Annotated in this window: 12 protein-coding genes; 10 read left to right on the top strand and 2 right to left on the bottom strand. The window is 67.7% G+C overall.

The window, feature by feature from the left end; translation table 11 throughout:
- From D7X96_RS41090 to D7X96_RS25260, 8 genes are all read left to right on the top strand, one after another.
- Positions 1 to 288: CinA family protein (locus D7X96_RS41090; protein ID WP_244219712.1), on the top strand; the 288-nt coding region annotated here is incomplete at its 5' end.
- 85 nt (positions 289 to 373) lie between these two features.
- A complete protein-coding gene (locus D7X96_RS25290; RefSeq protein ID WP_120553175.1) occupies positions 374 to 772 on the top strand; it encodes an STAS/SEC14 domain-containing protein in 399 nt (132 codons plus the stop codon).
- Positions 773 to 784: 12 nt separating this feature from the next.
- Positions 785 to 2,050, top strand: coding sequence for an AHH domain-containing protein (locus tag D7X96_RS25285; RefSeq protein WP_121770925.1), 1,266 nt, complete (start codon positions 785 to 787; stop codon positions 2,048 to 2,050).
- Positions 2,051 to 2,070: 20 nt separating this feature from the next.
- The gene (locus D7X96_RS25280) at positions 2,071 to 3,294 is read left to right on the top strand and encodes an imm11 family protein (protein ID WP_121770928.1); all 1,224 of its coding nucleotides are present in this window, start codon (positions 2,071 to 2,073) and stop codon (positions 3,292 to 3,294) included.
- 23 nt (positions 3,295 to 3,317) lie between these two features.
- Positions 3,318 to 4,595 (top strand): AHH domain-containing protein, encoded by a 1,278-nt coding sequence (locus tag D7X96_RS25275; RefSeq protein ID WP_121770924.1) that lies wholly within the window; start codon positions 3,318 to 3,320, stop codon positions 4,593 to 4,595.
- Between the two features lie 21 nt (positions 4,596 to 4,616).
- Positions 4,617 to 5,852 carry an imm11 family protein gene (locus tag D7X96_RS25270; RefSeq protein WP_121770923.1) on the top strand — a complete coding sequence of 412 codons (1,236 nt, stop codon included), beginning with the start codon at positions 4,617 to 4,619 and terminating at the stop codon, positions 5,850 to 5,852.
- 23 nt (positions 5,853 to 5,875) lie between these two features.
- Positions 5,876 to 7,141 carry an AHH domain-containing protein gene (locus tag D7X96_RS25265; RefSeq protein ID WP_121770922.1) on the top strand — a complete coding sequence of 422 codons (1,266 nt, stop codon included), beginning with the start codon at positions 5,876 to 5,878 and terminating at the stop codon, positions 7,139 to 7,141.
- Between the two features lie 23 nt (positions 7,142 to 7,164).
- On the top strand, positions 7,165 to 8,388 hold the full coding sequence (locus D7X96_RS25260) for an imm11 family protein (RefSeq protein ID WP_121770921.1): 1,224 nt from the start codon (positions 7,165 to 7,167) through the stop codon (positions 8,386 to 8,388).
- On the opposite strand, the gene D7X96_RS25255 is transcribed toward D7X96_RS25260, so the two are convergent.
- A complete protein-coding gene (locus D7X96_RS25255) occupies positions 8,389 to 9,015 on the bottom strand; it encodes a hypothetical protein (RefSeq protein WP_120552219.1) in 627 nt (208 codons plus the stop codon). It abuts the gene before it with no gap.
- The gene (locus D7X96_RS25250; RefSeq protein ID WP_121770920.1) at positions 9,015 to 9,932 is read right to left on the bottom strand and encodes a fatty acid desaturase family protein; all 918 of its coding nucleotides are present in this window, start codon (positions 9,930 to 9,932) and stop codon (positions 9,015 to 9,017) included. Before D7X96_RS25250 ends, D7X96_RS25255 begins: the two co-directional genes overlap by 1 nt.
- A gap of 105 nt (positions 9,933 to 10,037) precedes the next feature.
- Here D7X96_RS25250 and D7X96_RS25245 point away from each other — a divergent pair, with 105 nt between their 5' ends.
- Together D7X96_RS25245 and D7X96_RS25240 are read left to right on the top strand one after the other, a co-directional pair.
- Positions 10,038 to 12,887 (top strand): FG-GAP-like repeat-containing protein, encoded by a 2,850-nt coding sequence (locus D7X96_RS25245; RefSeq protein ID WP_121770919.1) that lies wholly within the window; start codon positions 10,038 to 10,040, stop codon positions 12,885 to 12,887.
- A 4-nt stretch (positions 12,888 to 12,891) separates the two neighbouring features.
- Positions 12,892 to 13,653, top strand: a complete 762-nt coding sequence (locus D7X96_RS25240; protein ID WP_121770918.1) for a hypothetical protein — start codon at positions 12,892 to 12,894, stop codon at positions 13,651 to 13,653.
- The last annotated feature ends 16 nt before the right edge of the window (positions 13,654 to 13,669 follow it).

Below are 13,669 nucleotides of genomic sequence, written 5' to 3'. Positions count from 1 at the left end.
TTTTTCATGTCGAGCGGACACCACGGCCAGGGTTCCGCGGGGAGGTCGCATGCGCACGCCGAAGGACGAACTGCTGCTCCGGGCGATGGATCATGCGCTGTCCGCGCGAACGCTGGAGGCGGGACGGAGGCGAAGCCGGTGGGGCTGGTGTTCATCGCGGTGCAGCGGCGGGGGAGGCCGGCGGTGGTGGAGCGTCACCGGTTCGAAGGGGACCGGCGCCAGGTGCGGCAGGCCGCGGCGGCGCGAGGGCTGGCCCTCCTTCTGGAGCAGGTGGGCGTGGAGTCTTGAATAGGGGCCTCATCCCTCCGGACGTTGGCACGTGGACGTCTGATGCGAGAGAAGGGTTTGACGCAATCTCACGCAGGGGGCCTCGATGTACCGAATCGACGTGGACCGAGCGGAATCCATCGTGAGCTTCGCGCTGGAGGGCTACATCCGGCTGGAGGAGATGCAGCGCTTCGTGCAGGACCTGCGAGCGGCGACGGATGAAGTGGCGGGGCAGCCCATCAAGATTGAAGCGGACCTGCGCACGTTCCGGCCGGCGTCGCCGGAGGCGGCGGATCTCATCAAGCGTGTGCAGGAGTACGGGCTGCGCTCGGGGGTGACGCGGGTGGCGGAGCTGGTGCAGAACCAGATCGTCGCGTTGCAGTTGAACCGGGTGGCCTCCGGGAGCGGGACGGACAAGATCCTCCGCCGTTTCTGGCAGGAGTCCGCGGCCAGGACCTGGCTGTTGCACGGAGACGCGGAGCTGGGAGTGGCGCTGCGCAGCTGAGCGGAAACGAACATGCCAGCGCGCGGGTGGTGCGTGCTGTGGATGTTGTTCGTGACAGGTTGCGCGACGTCACGGACGTGGCGGTTGGACACGGGAGAAGGCCCGGCGCGTGAGTACACACCGCGCACGGAGACACGGCCCGTGTCACTGGACGGCGACACCTTCGAGGAGACGGTGCGAACGCTGGCGCGAAGTGCGCCGGTGCCGAAGCGTCCACGAGCCTCGTTGGGCGTCGTGTCCGTGAACAGCGTTCGCGTGTCGCAAGGTGGCTCGGAGCTGGAGGCCGCCTATGGACGCTGGTGCGTGCGCAAGCGGCTGTCCGGAGACTGTCTGCACCTGTTGGACCGGGGACTGACGCTGGATGAGGAGGGCAAGCGGGCGCTGGCCTTCCGCATCGCGCTGGACTCGGTATGGGAGGAGACGGCCGAAGCGCTGGAGGGGATGGTGGACCCCGAGGCGACGGTGTCGCTGCTGGTGATGACAGGGGCGGTGTACTTCAGCCTGTGGCTGGTGCCGGAGCCGCTGCTGTCGAAGGGAGTAGCGGCGACGCTGACGGTGGCGCTGATTGCGTACCTGGGCTGGGACACGGTGTGGAGTCTCATCCAGGGCTGGAGGGTGCTGGCGGCGGAGGTGAGGGACGCGGACACGTTCGACGGCATCCGGAGCGCGGGAGAGAAGTACGGCGAGGTGATGGGGAAGCAGGCGGCAAGGGCCTTCGTGATGCTGGCGATGGCGGCGCTGGGGAGCACGGCGCAGACGCTGGCGTCGAGGGTCGCGACACTGCCCGGTTCAGCACAGGCCGCGCTGGTGGGAGCGGAGCAGGGAGGCTTCCGGCTGGTGGCCGCGGCGGAGGTCTCCGCGGTCGCGGTGTCCGCGAGCGGAGAGGTGACCATTGCCCTGGCACCCAACGCCGTGGCGATGGGCGCGAAGGGATCGAACGTCCCCGCGCCTGTCGAAGTCCGGGTGCATCACATCGCCACGAACAAGTGGTGGGAGGCGACGCACAACGGTGGCCCATGGTCCCCCAGGTTCCAGAAGCTCTTCGACCGCGCGGGGATGTCCCTGGATGACGAGGTGAACACCGTCCGCGTTCCCGGACATAAAGGGCCTCATCCGGAGGCGTACCATAAGGCAGTCTACAAGAGACTGCGTGACGCCTTGGGGCGGTGCAGAACCATCCTGACCTGCAGGGAGTCACTGGTAGAGGAGCTTCAATCCCTGGGGCAGGAGATCTCCACGCAGAACACCCCGCTCAACCTGCTTGTTACCCAACCCTGACGCAAAAAAGAGTGATCCCGATGCGGTACTTCGAGCTCTTTGACGACATGGAATTGATGGACCGCTGGCTGCCAGGTGAAGCCACGAATGGTCAGGGCCAGGAGATCGATGACATCTGGCAGTTCGCGGATGGATGCCCTGTCCAGGTCAATGAGCCTCTACGGATCCCCATCGGTCATCCAGGAAGGGTCGTCGACTTCTCCACGACGAGCGTGGGTGCCGCGCCGGTTGTTCATCGGAGGGTCGCCAGCGTGTTCAGCGAGCTGGCGCCCGGCGAGGTGCAGGTCATTCCGGTCGAGGTCGAAGGACAGTCCGAGCCTTACTTCATTCTCGTCGCGACGCGGACCATTCGATGTATCGATGATCAGGAGTCAGCGGAGGTGCTGTATTGGAAGCCTGAAGACGGGCGGCCGGAGAAGACCGGGCGATACAGGTCCGTCATGGGTATGCGCATCGACACGACGAAAGTGGGCGATGCCAAGGTCTTCCGCCCCTGGGGCTGGACGGGGGTGCTCATTGTCTCCGAGGACATCAAGGATGCTCTGGAGCGCTCTGGTGCCACGGGGATGGTGTTCACGGAAGTAACGGGCCCCAGCGAAGTCAGCCCGGAACAGCGCGAGCACCGCCGCAAACTCCAAGCGCTCTACGAACGGACCGAAACGGCCCGTGAAGCCTTCTGGCGCACGCTGGGCACACTGGATGAAAACGCCATCCTCCCCATCGTCGTCGGGGGCGGCTGGCCCGCGAGGCGCCAGGTCTGGCGCGTCATCCACCGCCCTGAAGGCCGCGCCCTCTTCGTGACGGACGGCCTCTCCGACTTCTTCGTGGACACCGTGGAGCCCTCCGTGGGCTTCGGCCTGGAACTCGCACTCGAAACCGATGAGCCGCAGGCCAAATGGCCCGTGACGCTGCTGGAGCGCATCGCCAACGAGCTCGTGGGCCACGAACACCTGCGCGAACCCGCGAGGACCGGCCTCCTCTCCATGGAAGTGGACGGCGCGCACCTGCCCGAACCCCTCCTGACGAAAGAGGGCCGCGTGGGCGTGCTCCTGGGCATGGACACCCCCACCCTCCCAGGCCACTTCACGATGCCAGACGGACAGGTCCGGCTCGTCACGGTGAAGACCCTCATGCCCCGGGAACTCACGTACCTGCTGGAGCACGGCCGGGAGGAGCTGCTTCACCGCTTCAACCAGTCCCCCCCCGGCCACCTGTCCAAGGCCTGGCGTCAGCCCGTGGTGTAGTAGCCCAGACCCGGAGGCAGTCCATGTCGCTGCGCTGGCTGTGCGTGATGTGGCTGCTGTTCGTGACAGGTTGCGCGACGTCACGGACGTGGCGGTTGGACACGGGAGAAGGCCCGGCGCGTGAGTACACACCGCGCACGGAGACACGGCCCGTGTCACTGGACGGCGACACCTTCGAGGAGACGGTGCGAACGCTGGCGCGAAGTGCGCCGGCCTCGCTCCGGCTGTTGAATCCCAGGGCACAACGTCCGCGCATCGTGTCCGTGCAGGGCGTTCGTGTGTCGCAAGGGCGCACGGAGCTGGAGGCCGCTTACGGGCGCTGGTGCGTGCGCAAGCGGCTGTCCGGAGACTGCCTGCACCTGTTGGAGCGGGGGCTGACGCTGGATGAGGAGGGCAAGCGGGCGCTGGCCTTCCGCATCGCGCTGGACTCGGTATGGGAGGAGACGGCCGAAGCGCTGGAGGGGATGGTGGACCCCGAGGCGACGGTGTCGCTGCTGGTGATGACAGGAGCGGTGTACTTCAGCCTGTGGCTGGTGCCGGAGCCGCTGTTGTCGAAGGGAGTGGCGGCGACGCTGACGGTGGCGCTGATTGCGTACCTGGGCTGGGACACGGTGTGGAGTCTCATCCAGGGCTGGAGGGTGCTGGCGGCGGAGGTGAGGGACGCGGACACGTTCGACGGCATCCGGAGCGCGGGAGAGAAGTACGGCGAGGTGATGGGCAAGCAGGCGGCAAGGGCCTTCGTGATGCTGGCGATGGCGGCGCTGGGAAGCACGGCGCAGACGCTGGCGTCGAGGGTCGCGACACTGCCCGGTTCAGCACAGGCCGCGCTGGTGGGAGCGGAGCAGGGAGGCTTCCGGCTGGTGGCCGCGGCGGAAGTCTCAGCAGTCGCGGTGTCCGCGAGCGGAGAGGTGACCATTGCCCTGGCGCCCAACGCAGTGGCGATGGGCACGAAGGGACCGAACGTCCCGGCACCGGTCGACGTCCACGAGCACCACATCGCCACGAACAAGTGGTGGGAGGCAACGCATCATGGAGGACCTTGGTCACCCAAGTTCCAGGAACTCTTCGACCGTGCGGGCATGTCCCTGGATGATCCCGCGAACAAAGTCCGCGTCCCTGGACATAGAGGTCCGCATCCTCAGGCGTACCATGAAGAAGTCTACGAACGCTTGCGCAGGGCACTGGGAAGATGCAGGAGCATTCAGTCGTGCAGTAAGGCGCTTGTGAAGGAACTCGAGTCGCTGGGCTCGGAGATCTCTACACAGAACAGTCGGCTCAACTTGCTCGTCACACAGCCCTGACGCCCGGGAAGGTGAACCCCAATGAGGTACTTCAAACTTCTCGACGACATGGAGATTCATGACCGCTGGCTTCCAGGCGAGGCAACGAACGCCCAGGGGCAAGAGATCGATGACATCTGGCAGTTCGCGGATGGCTGCGCGGTCCAGGTCCATGAGCGCCTGACGATTCCCGTTAGCCATCCGGGCGTGGTTCAAGACTTCTCGACGTCGAGTGTGGGCGGGACACCTGTCGTCCACAAACGCGTCGCGAGTGTCTTCCTGGAACTGGCGCCGGACGACGTGCAGCTCATCCCCGTCGAAGTCGAAGGACAGTCCGACCCTTACTTCATCCTCGTCGCGACACGGACCATTCGATGCATTGATGATCAGCAATCCGCCGAGGTGAAGTACTGGTTGCCAGAGGATGAGCGACCAGAACTCACTGGGACATATCGAGCCGTCTACGGCATGCGCATCGACACGACGAAAGTGGGAGATGCCAAGGTCTTCCGGCCCTGGGGCTGGACTGTCGTGCTCGTTGTCTCCGAGGACATCAAGGATGCTCTGGAGCGCTCGGGTGCCACGGGGATGGCATTCCGGGAGGTCACCGGTCCCAGCGAAGTCAGCCCAGAGGAGCGGGAACACAACCGCAAGCTCCAGGCCCTCTACGAGCGAGCCACGAAACCCCGTGAAGCCTTCTGGCGCACGCTGGGCGCCATGGACGACAACTTCGTCATCCCCATCGTCGTCGGAGGCGGTTGGCCGGCGAGAAGTGAAGTCTGGCGCGTCATCCACCGCCCCGAAGGCCGAATGCTCTTCGTGACGGATGGCCTCTCCAACTACTTTTCTGACAAGGCCGAGCCATCGATAGGCTTCGGCCTGGAGCTCGCGCTCGAGACGGATGAGCCCGTGGAGAACGTGGCGAAGAGCTGGCAGCAACTTCTCTTGGAGCGCATCGCCAACGAGCTCGTGGGCCACGAACACCTGCGTGAGCCCGCGAGGACCGGCATCCTCACCATGGAAGTGGACGGCGCGCACCTGCCCGAACCCCTCCTGACGAAAGAGGGCCGGGTCGCCGTGCTCCTGGGCATGGACACCCCCACCCTCCCAGGCCACTTCACCATGCCAGACGGACAGGTCCGGCTCGTCACGGTGAAGACCCTCATGCCCCGGGAGCTCACGTACCTGCTGGAGCACGGCCGGGAGGAGTTGATCCACCGCTTCAACCAGTCCCACCCCGGCCACCTGTCCAAGGCCTGGCGCCAGCCCGTGGTGTAGTAGCCCAGACCCGGAGGCAGTCCATGTCGCTGCGCTGGCTGTGCGTGATGTGGCTGCTGTTCGTGACAGGTTGCGCGACGTCACGGACGTGGCGGTTGGACACGGGAGAAGGCCCGGCGCGTGAGTACACACCGCGCACGGAGACACGGCCCGTGTCACTGGACGGCGACACCTTCGAGGAGACGGTGCGGACCCTGGCGCGCGGTGCGCCGGTGCCGAAGCGTCCACGAGCCTCGTTGGGAGTCGTGTCCGTGAACAGCGTTCGCGTGTCGCAAGGTGGCTCGGAGCTGGAGGCCGCCTATGGACGCTGGTGCGTGCGCAAGCGGCTGTCCGGAGACTGCCTGCACCTGTTGGAGCGGGGGCTGACGCTGGATGAGGAGGGCAAGCGGGCGCTGGCCTTCCGCATCGCGCTGGACTCGGTATGGGAGGAGACGGCCGAAGCCCTGGAGGGGATGGTGGACCCCGAGGCGACGGTGTCGCTGCTGGTGATGACAGGGGCGGTGTACTTCAGCCTGTGGCTGGTGCCGGAGCCGCTGTTGTCGAAGGGAGTGGCGGCGACGCTCACGGTGGCGCTGATTGCATACCTGGGCTGGGACACGGTGTGGAGTCTCATCCAGGGCTGGAGGGTGCTGGCGGCGGAGGTGAGGGACGCGGACACGTTCGACGGCATCCGGAGCGCGGGAGAGAAGTACGGCGAGGTGATGGGGAAGCAGGCGGCAAGGGCCTTCGTGATGCTGGCGATGGCCGCGCTGGGAAGCACGGCGCAGACGCTGGCGTCGAGGGTCGCGACACTGCCCGGTTCAGCACAGGCCGCGCTGGTGGGAGCGGAGCAGGGAGGCTTCCGGCTGGTGGCCGCGGCGGAAGTCTCAGCGGTCGCGGTGTCCGCGAGCGGAGAGGTGACCATCGCGCTGGCGCCCAACGCAGTGGCGATGGGCACGAAGGGACCGAACGTCCCGGCACCGGTCGACGTCCACGAGCACCACATCGCCACGAACAAGTGGTGGGAGGCAACGCACAACGGTGGGCCGTGGTCGCCCCAGTTCCAGAGGCTCTTCGATCGAGCAGGGATGTCCCTGGATGATCCCGCGAACAAAGTCCGTGTCCCAGGCCACAAGGGACCTCATCCCGAGGCGTACCATCAAAGAGTGCTCTCCCGACTGAACGAAGCAATGGAAGATTGTGGCAGCATCCATCAGTGCCGCGAAGCGCTCACCAACGAGCTTCGTCGGCTCGCCAGCGACATCTTGAACACGAGCACGACGCTCAATAAGTGGGTCACGAAGTCATAGCTGAGCGGGAGTCTCTCGTGGCAATGCGGTATTTCGAGCTGATCGATGATCTGCATGTTCCCGGTCGGTGGTCGCTGGGCGATCCCATTGATGCGTCCGGCCGGGAGGTCGCCAATCCATGGATGTTCAGGAAGGGTGAAGCCGTCGGCTTGGAATCGCCCTTGAAGATTCCGGTCGACCATGCCGGTCTGGCATTGGGATTCACGCTGGCAGGCATCGGTCTGGCGCCCGTCGTTCTTGCGGATGCGGCAGCCATCCTGAGCAGGCTCGCTCCAGATGATCTTCAGCTGTTCCCAGTAACGATTGCGTCGGAGCCTGGACCGTACTTCCTCGTCAACGTGCTCCGTCTCGTCAGGTGCATCGACGACGAGGCTTCCGAAGAGGTGCTGTATTGGAAGCCTGAAGATGGGCGTCCAGAGAAGGTAGGGAAATACAGGGACGTCGCGGGCATGCGCATCGATCCGACGAAAGTGGGCGATGCCAAGGTCTTCCGCGCCTGGGGGTGGACTGTCGCTCTCATCGTCTCCGAAGACATCAAGGATGCGCTGGAGCACGCGAATGTCACAGGAGTGAAGTTCCGGGAGGTCACGGGCCCGGGTGCCATCAGCCCTGAGGAACGCGAGCACCGCCGCAAACTTCAAGCGCTCTACGAACGGACCGAAACAGCCCGCACCGCGTTCTGGCGCACGCTGGGCACCCTGGATGAAAACGCCATCCTCCCCATCGTCGTCGGAGGAGGCTGGCCCGCGAGGCGCCAGGTCTGGCGCGTCATCCACCGCCCCGAAGGACGTGCCCTCTTCGTGACGGACGGCCTCTCCGACTTCTTCGTGGACACCGTGGAGCCCTCCGTGGGCTTCGGCCTGGAGCTCGCGCTGGAAACCGATGAGCCGCAGGCCAAATGGCCCGTGACGCTGCTGGAGCGCATCGCCAACGAACTCGTGGGCCACGAACACCTGCGCGAACCCGCGAGGACCGGCCTCCTCTCCATGGAAGTGGACGGCGCGCACCTGCCCGAACCGCTCCTGACGAAAGAGGGCCGCGTGGCCGTGCTCCTGGGCATGGACACCCCCACGCTCCCCACCCACTTCACGATGCCAGACGGACAGGTCCGGCTCGTCACCGTGAAGACCCTCATGCCCCGCGAGCTCACGTACCTGCTGGAGCACGGCCGGGAGGAGTTGATCCACCGCTTCAACCAGTCCCGCCCCGGCCACCTGTCCAAGGCCTGGCGCCAGCCCGTGGTGTGACTACCGCATCCCCATCACCAGCCACGCCGCCAGCGCCCCATACAGCGGCACGTTGAACGCCAGCGTCAGCCGGTTGATGCGCCGGAACCGCTCCTGCTCCGCGTCCGCGAACCACACGCCGTCCTCGCCGGTGGTGCGTCCCTCCACGGCCTGGTGGAACAGCGCCGCATACGCCACCTCCACCCCCAGGCTCACCAGCACCAACCCCACCAGCGCCAGCGCCCACACGTCGCGCCCATCCAGCACCCCGGCCCACTTCTCCCCGGTGTACGCGAGCCCCGCCCCCACCAGCGCGATGCAGCCCAGGTCGTGGCCCACGCCATACGGCGGCCGCCAGTTGCGCGACACGTAGAGCATGTAGAGCTCCGCGGCGCCGCGCAGCCACATGGACACCGCGAACGCCCCCAGCACGACGCGCGCCTCCATCGGCACGGACGCATCCAGCGCCACCAGCGGGCACACGATGAACCACAGGAACACCGCGTACAGCAGCCACGCCAGCTTCGGCCCGGAGATGCGCCCACCCCGGCCTCCCTGCGCGTTCTGTCTGCGCCGGAACGCCACCGCCACGCTCGCGCACACGAGCAGCGCCACGACCAACATCACCCGCGTCGTCGAAGTGAGCATCAGGAGGAACGGGGATAGTGGTGGGGAAACCGTGCGACGTACCACGCGCGAAGCCGGGGCAGGTGCGTGAGGGACACCTGCGGATGCAGGTGATGCACCACGTGCATCCCGATGTGCCGGGGCGCCAATCCCAGCCACCCCCACCACCCGAGCCCATGGTCGCGCGTGCACGCGAAGACATCTTCCAAGGTCCGCCCGTGCACGGATGCGGCGGTGTGCTCGGAGAGCAACCGGTGCGCGTTGAACCCGGACGCCACCAGCAGGGGAATCCCATACCCCCACAGCACCGCGGAGGGCCACCGCACGGCCAGCGCCACCACGCCCAGGTGGAACAGCACCTGCCCCGCCTCCACCCGAGCACACGCCGCCACCTCCGCGTCTCGCGCGAGCACCCGCCCGGAGCGGTCCTGCAGGAACACGCGCGCATACGCCGTGCGCAGCGAAGGCAGCGCCCACGCGCACAGCCCCACCGGTCCGCGCAGCACCCAGCCGGGAATGACGCTCAGGAGCAGGAACCAGCGCCACGCCGTGCGCAGGCGCCCTCCGTCCGGAGGCTTGCGGTACGGATCCGACGGCAGGCCCGCGTCGCGATGGTGGCGGAGGTGGTGGTAGCGCATCGCCGCCAGCGTGGACGCGATGGGATATCCCGCGACGGCCTCCAGCAGACACAGTCGCCATTCGCGCCTTCGCGAAGGCAGGTGGACCGCGTCATGAAGCAGGACGCCCAGCGCGTGCAGCCGTCCCGCGACGACGAGCACCGCCAGCGGCATGAACACCGGAGGCGCCCAAGCCATGACCGCCCATCCCAAGGCCATCCCCGCCCACTCCACGGCCGCCAGGCGCAGCAGGCCCTCGGGGGTGGCGGGAACAAGCAGCTCGCGAGGCACCGCCGCGCGGCGAGGCAGGGGAGAGGACATCGGGCGCCAGGACTCCACGCATGGCCGCCGGACGCAAGCCCCGTGGGGATTGGACACCCGGGGACGGGCACGGCACGCTCCGCGCGTGCACCGGGACGGTCAATCATGAGTGTGGATGTGCCAACGCAGCCGGCCCTCGCGGGTACGCGCGTGGAGTGGGGCGGCTGGGTCTTCCCCCGCTGGAACGACCCGAGGTTGCCCTTCGCGGCGCTGCTCACGCTCTACGGAGTGCTGGGCTTCACCTTCTTCGGCTTCAACCGCAGCCCCGGGCAGATGGCCTTCCTGGTGGTCTCCGGCACGCTGCTGGACGCGGTCCTGGGCTGGGTGCTCAAGCGGCGCAAGGAGCTGCCGCTGTCCGCGTACATCTCGTGCTGTTCGCTGGCGCTGCTCTTGAACTACTCGCACGCGAGCACGCTGTTGTGGCTGCCGGTGTGGCTGGCCATCGGGTCCAAGTACGTGCTGACCTTCCAGGGGCGGCACGTCTTCAACCCGTCGATGTTCGCGGTGGCCGTGTCGCTGCTCACCACGCGCGAGCTCATCACCGCCGCGCCCGCCTACCAGTGGGCGAACGGCGAGGTCGCGCTGTCGGCCTTCATCGTGATGGCGGCGATGGTGCTGTTCTTCTTCCGGGTGGGACGAGGCTGGCTGGTGATCAGCTTCCTGTCCTTCTACGCGCTCCAGACGGCGCTGCGAGCGTTCATCCTCCGCCACCACCTGCCACCGGAGGTGCTGTTCCTGGGCACGCTGGGCGCGCCGTCGTTCTTCATCTTCGTCTTCTACATGCTCACGGACCCGGCGACGTCGCCCGCGAAGCCGAAGGCCCAGGTGCTGGTGGCGCTGGCCATCACCTGCGTGGACCTGGTGCTGCACCTGAAGGAGAGCGTCTACACGTTCTTCTACGCGGCGCTCACCGTGGCCACCTGCCGCTTCGTGTACATGCACGCGCGCGAGCTGTGGCGCACCCGGGGCGCGTCGCTGCGCGGGCTGCTGGCCCCGGACATGCTCAAGCGCGTGGGCGTGGTGGGGGGGCTCGGGGCGGTGCTGGCCTCGGGCTACGCGGTGTCCGCGGCGCAGGGGGAGCGGCAGGCGCCGCTCGCGTTCCACCTGGATGCGCAGGACCTCCAGCAGGCGGGCCTGGGCTCCCAGATGGGGCACACGCTGGAGGAGCTGGATCCGCGCGTGGCCCATGTCGCCAAGTGGCTGGTGGCCGTAGGCGACGCGGTGGCCACCGGTGACTTCGACGGGGACGGCAAGCTGGACCTGTTCCTCACGCACCCGCTGGGCACGCCGGAGCACCACGCGGGCCTGTACCGCAACCTGGGCGGCCTGCGCTTCGAGCGCGTCCCCGTGCTCGCGCTGGAGCGCTTCGCCACCCGCTACAAGGAAGAGGGCCTGGCGGGCGGCGGGACGTTCGTGGATTGGGATGGGGACGGGGACCTGGACCTCGCGGTGGCGGTGGCCTTCGGGCCGGTGCGCCTCTTGCGCAACACGCTGCGCGAGACGGGCTCGGCGGGCTTCGAGGACGTGACGGACGCCGCGGGCGTGACGGACCACGCGGTGAGCCTGGGGCTCACGTTCCTGGACTACGACCGCGACGGGCACCTGGACCTGCTGGTGCTCAACGCGATGACGACGCACCTGCCGGACTACCCGGAGCCCGCGCCGCCGCTCAACCTCTTCAAGCTGCCGGAGCCGGAGTACGCGGGCGACCGCCGCATGCTGCGCTTCATGCATGACGGCTGGCACAACGCGAGCAACGGCGGGAAGAACGCGCTCTACCGGGGCCGGGGGGACGGCACGTTCGAGAAGCAGGACGTGGACGCGCTGGGGCTGAAGGAGACGCACTGGTCGCTCGCGGTGAGCACGGTGGACCTGAACCAGGACGGGTGGACGGACCTCTACGTGGCCAACGACTTCGGCCCGGACGACGTCTACCTGAACGAGGGCGGCCGGCACTTCCGCCACCTGGTGGGGACGCGCTTCGGGGAGATTGGCCGCGACACGTACAAGGGCATGAACGCGAGCGTGGCGGACTTTGACCGCAACGGCTGGTTGGACGTGTACGTGTCCAACGTGCACCACTCGTTGCAGGCGGAGGGAAGCCTGTTGTGGATGGTGGGGCCGGGCGAGGACGCGTTCGTGCCGCGCTTCCAGGACGAGGCCACGTTCCGGGGCGCGCTGAACGAGCGCCGCTTCGGCTGGGGCGCGGCGGCGGGGGACCTGGACGCCGACGGGTGGCCGGACCTGGTGCAGGCCAACGGCATGGTGGACGCGCGCCTGGACGCGGAGAAGTGGCGCATCCCGGCGGGACAGCGCAACGACTACTGGTACGTGAACCACAAGCTGATGCAGTCCGGCCCGGAGGTGCACACGTACGCGGACAAGTGGGGCGACATCCGGGGCCGCGTGCTCTATCCGAACGAGGCGCGCCGCGTGTACCTCAACCTGGGCGACTCGCGTCCGGGGCACTTCGTGGACGTGGCGAGGGAGGTGGGCATCGACGCGCCGGACAACTCGCGAGGCGTGTTGATGGCGGACCTGGATGACGACGGCGACCTGGACGTGCTGATCACGAACCAGCACGCGCCGGTGTCGCTGTACCGCAACACGCTGCGCGCCAGCGCCTCGGAGGCGAGGCCGGACGGACACTTCGTGGGGCTGACGCTGGTGGGGAATGGCCAGGGCACGCACCGGAGCGCGGTGGGCACACGCGTGGTGGTGTCCTACGAGGAGAACGGCCAGCGCGTGGAGCAGGTTCGTGAGGTGGGGTTGATGGGCGGCTTCTCCGCGTCGGCGGATCCCCGGTTGCACTTCGGTCTGGGCCGTCACGCGGGGCCGGTGAAGGCGGTCATCCACTGGTATGGCGCCCAGCCGCAGGAGGTGACGTTGGAGGCGGACCGGTATCAGGAGGTGCGTCAGCCTCCCTCGCCCACGGCGATGCGGGGAGGGCGCTGAGGCGATGCTCTCCGCGATGAAGGGCACGACGGTGCGGCGGGAGGACCTGGACGCCGGCACCCGGGCGCGGATGCTCGCGCTGATGCAGTGCTGCTACGTGGGCGTGAGCGCCGAGCGCTTCCACGCGGACCTGGACGCGAAGCAGTGGGTGTTCCTGCTGCACGCCCGGCGCACGCGGGAGTTGGTGGGATTCAGCACGGTGCGGGTGGCGGAGGAGGACGGGGTGGAGGTGCTGTACTCGGGCGACACGGTCATCCATCCGGACTGGTGGGGCCACAAGACGTTGCAGGTGGTGTTCGGGAGACTGTTGCTCGCGCGCAAGCTGCGTCGGCCGTGGAGGCCGCTGTACTGGCTGCTGTTGTCGGGCGGGTACAAGACGTACCTGCTGGCGGTGAACTACTTCCCGCGCACGCATCCGCGCCGGGACTGGACGCCGCCGGAGGGGCGCTCGGAGTTCCTGCAAGGGCTGGCGGCGCGGTGGTTCGGTGCGCAGTACGACGCGTCGAAGGGCACGCTGCGCTTCGACGGCGCGCACTACCGGGTGCGGGACGGCGTCTCGCCCATCGACCGCGACGCGGCGGCCCATCCGCACATCGCCTACTTCGCGGAGCGCAACCCCGGCCACGCCGAAGGCGAGGAGCTGGTGTGCCTGGTGGAGATCCGAGGCTGGGACCTGGCAAGGGCGCTGGCGCGAAGCGTCTGGGGCCAGCTGCGCCGCTGGGCGCGCAGGGAGCGGGATGCCTCGCGGATCCGCGTGGGGACGTGACGTGCTGACGTCCCGC

It is taken from the genome of Corallococcus interemptor, from assembly GCF_003668875.1.
Classification (GTDB): Bacteria; Myxococcota; Myxococcia; order Myxococcales; family Myxococcaceae; genus Corallococcus; species Corallococcus interemptor.
The sequence above is the reverse complement of the archived record's forward strand: the minus strand, read 5'-3'. Positions and strand labels throughout refer to the sequence as shown.

Bases quoted from the DNA above. Each gene is read 5' to 3' on its own strand.
- D7X96_RS25250 (WP_121770920.1), bottom strand. From the start codon at position 9,932: ATGTCCTCTCCCCTGCCTCGCCGCGCGGCGGTGCCTCGCGAGCTGCTT.
- D7X96_RS25270 (WP_121770923.1), top strand. From the start codon at position 4,617: ATGAGGTACTTCAAACTTCTCGACGACATGGAGATTCATGACCGCTGG.
- D7X96_RS25240 (WP_121770918.1), top strand. From the start codon at position 12,892: ATGCTCTCCGCGATGAAGGGCACGACGGTGCGGCGGGAGGACCTGGAC.
- D7X96_RS25260 (WP_121770921.1), top strand. From the start codon at position 7,165: ATGCGGTATTTCGAGCTGATCGATGATCTGCATGTTCCCGGTCGGTGG.
- D7X96_RS25265 (WP_121770922.1), top strand. From the start codon at position 5,876: ATGTCGCTGCGCTGGCTGTGCGTGATGTGGCTGCTGTTCGTGACAGGT.
- D7X96_RS25280 (WP_121770928.1), top strand. From the start codon at position 2,071: ATGCGGTACTTCGAGCTCTTTGACGACATGGAATTGATGGACCGCTGG.
- D7X96_RS25245 (WP_121770919.1), top strand. From the start codon at position 10,038: ATGAGTGTGGATGTGCCAACGCAGCCGGCCCTCGCGGGTACGCGCGTG.
- D7X96_RS25275 (WP_121770924.1), top strand. From the start codon at position 3,318: ATGTCGCTGCGCTGGCTGTGCGTGATGTGGCTGCTGTTCGTGACAGGT.
- D7X96_RS25285 (WP_121770925.1), top strand. From the start codon at position 785: ATGCCAGCGCGCGGGTGGTGCGTGCTGTGGATGTTGTTCGTGACAGGT.
- D7X96_RS25290 (WP_120553175.1), top strand. From the start codon at position 374: ATGTACCGAATCGACGTGGACCGAGCGGAATCCATCGTGAGCTTCGCG.
- D7X96_RS25255 (WP_120552219.1), bottom strand. From the start codon at position 9,015: ATGCTCACTTCGACGACGCGGGTGATGTTGGTCGTGGCGCTGCTCGTG.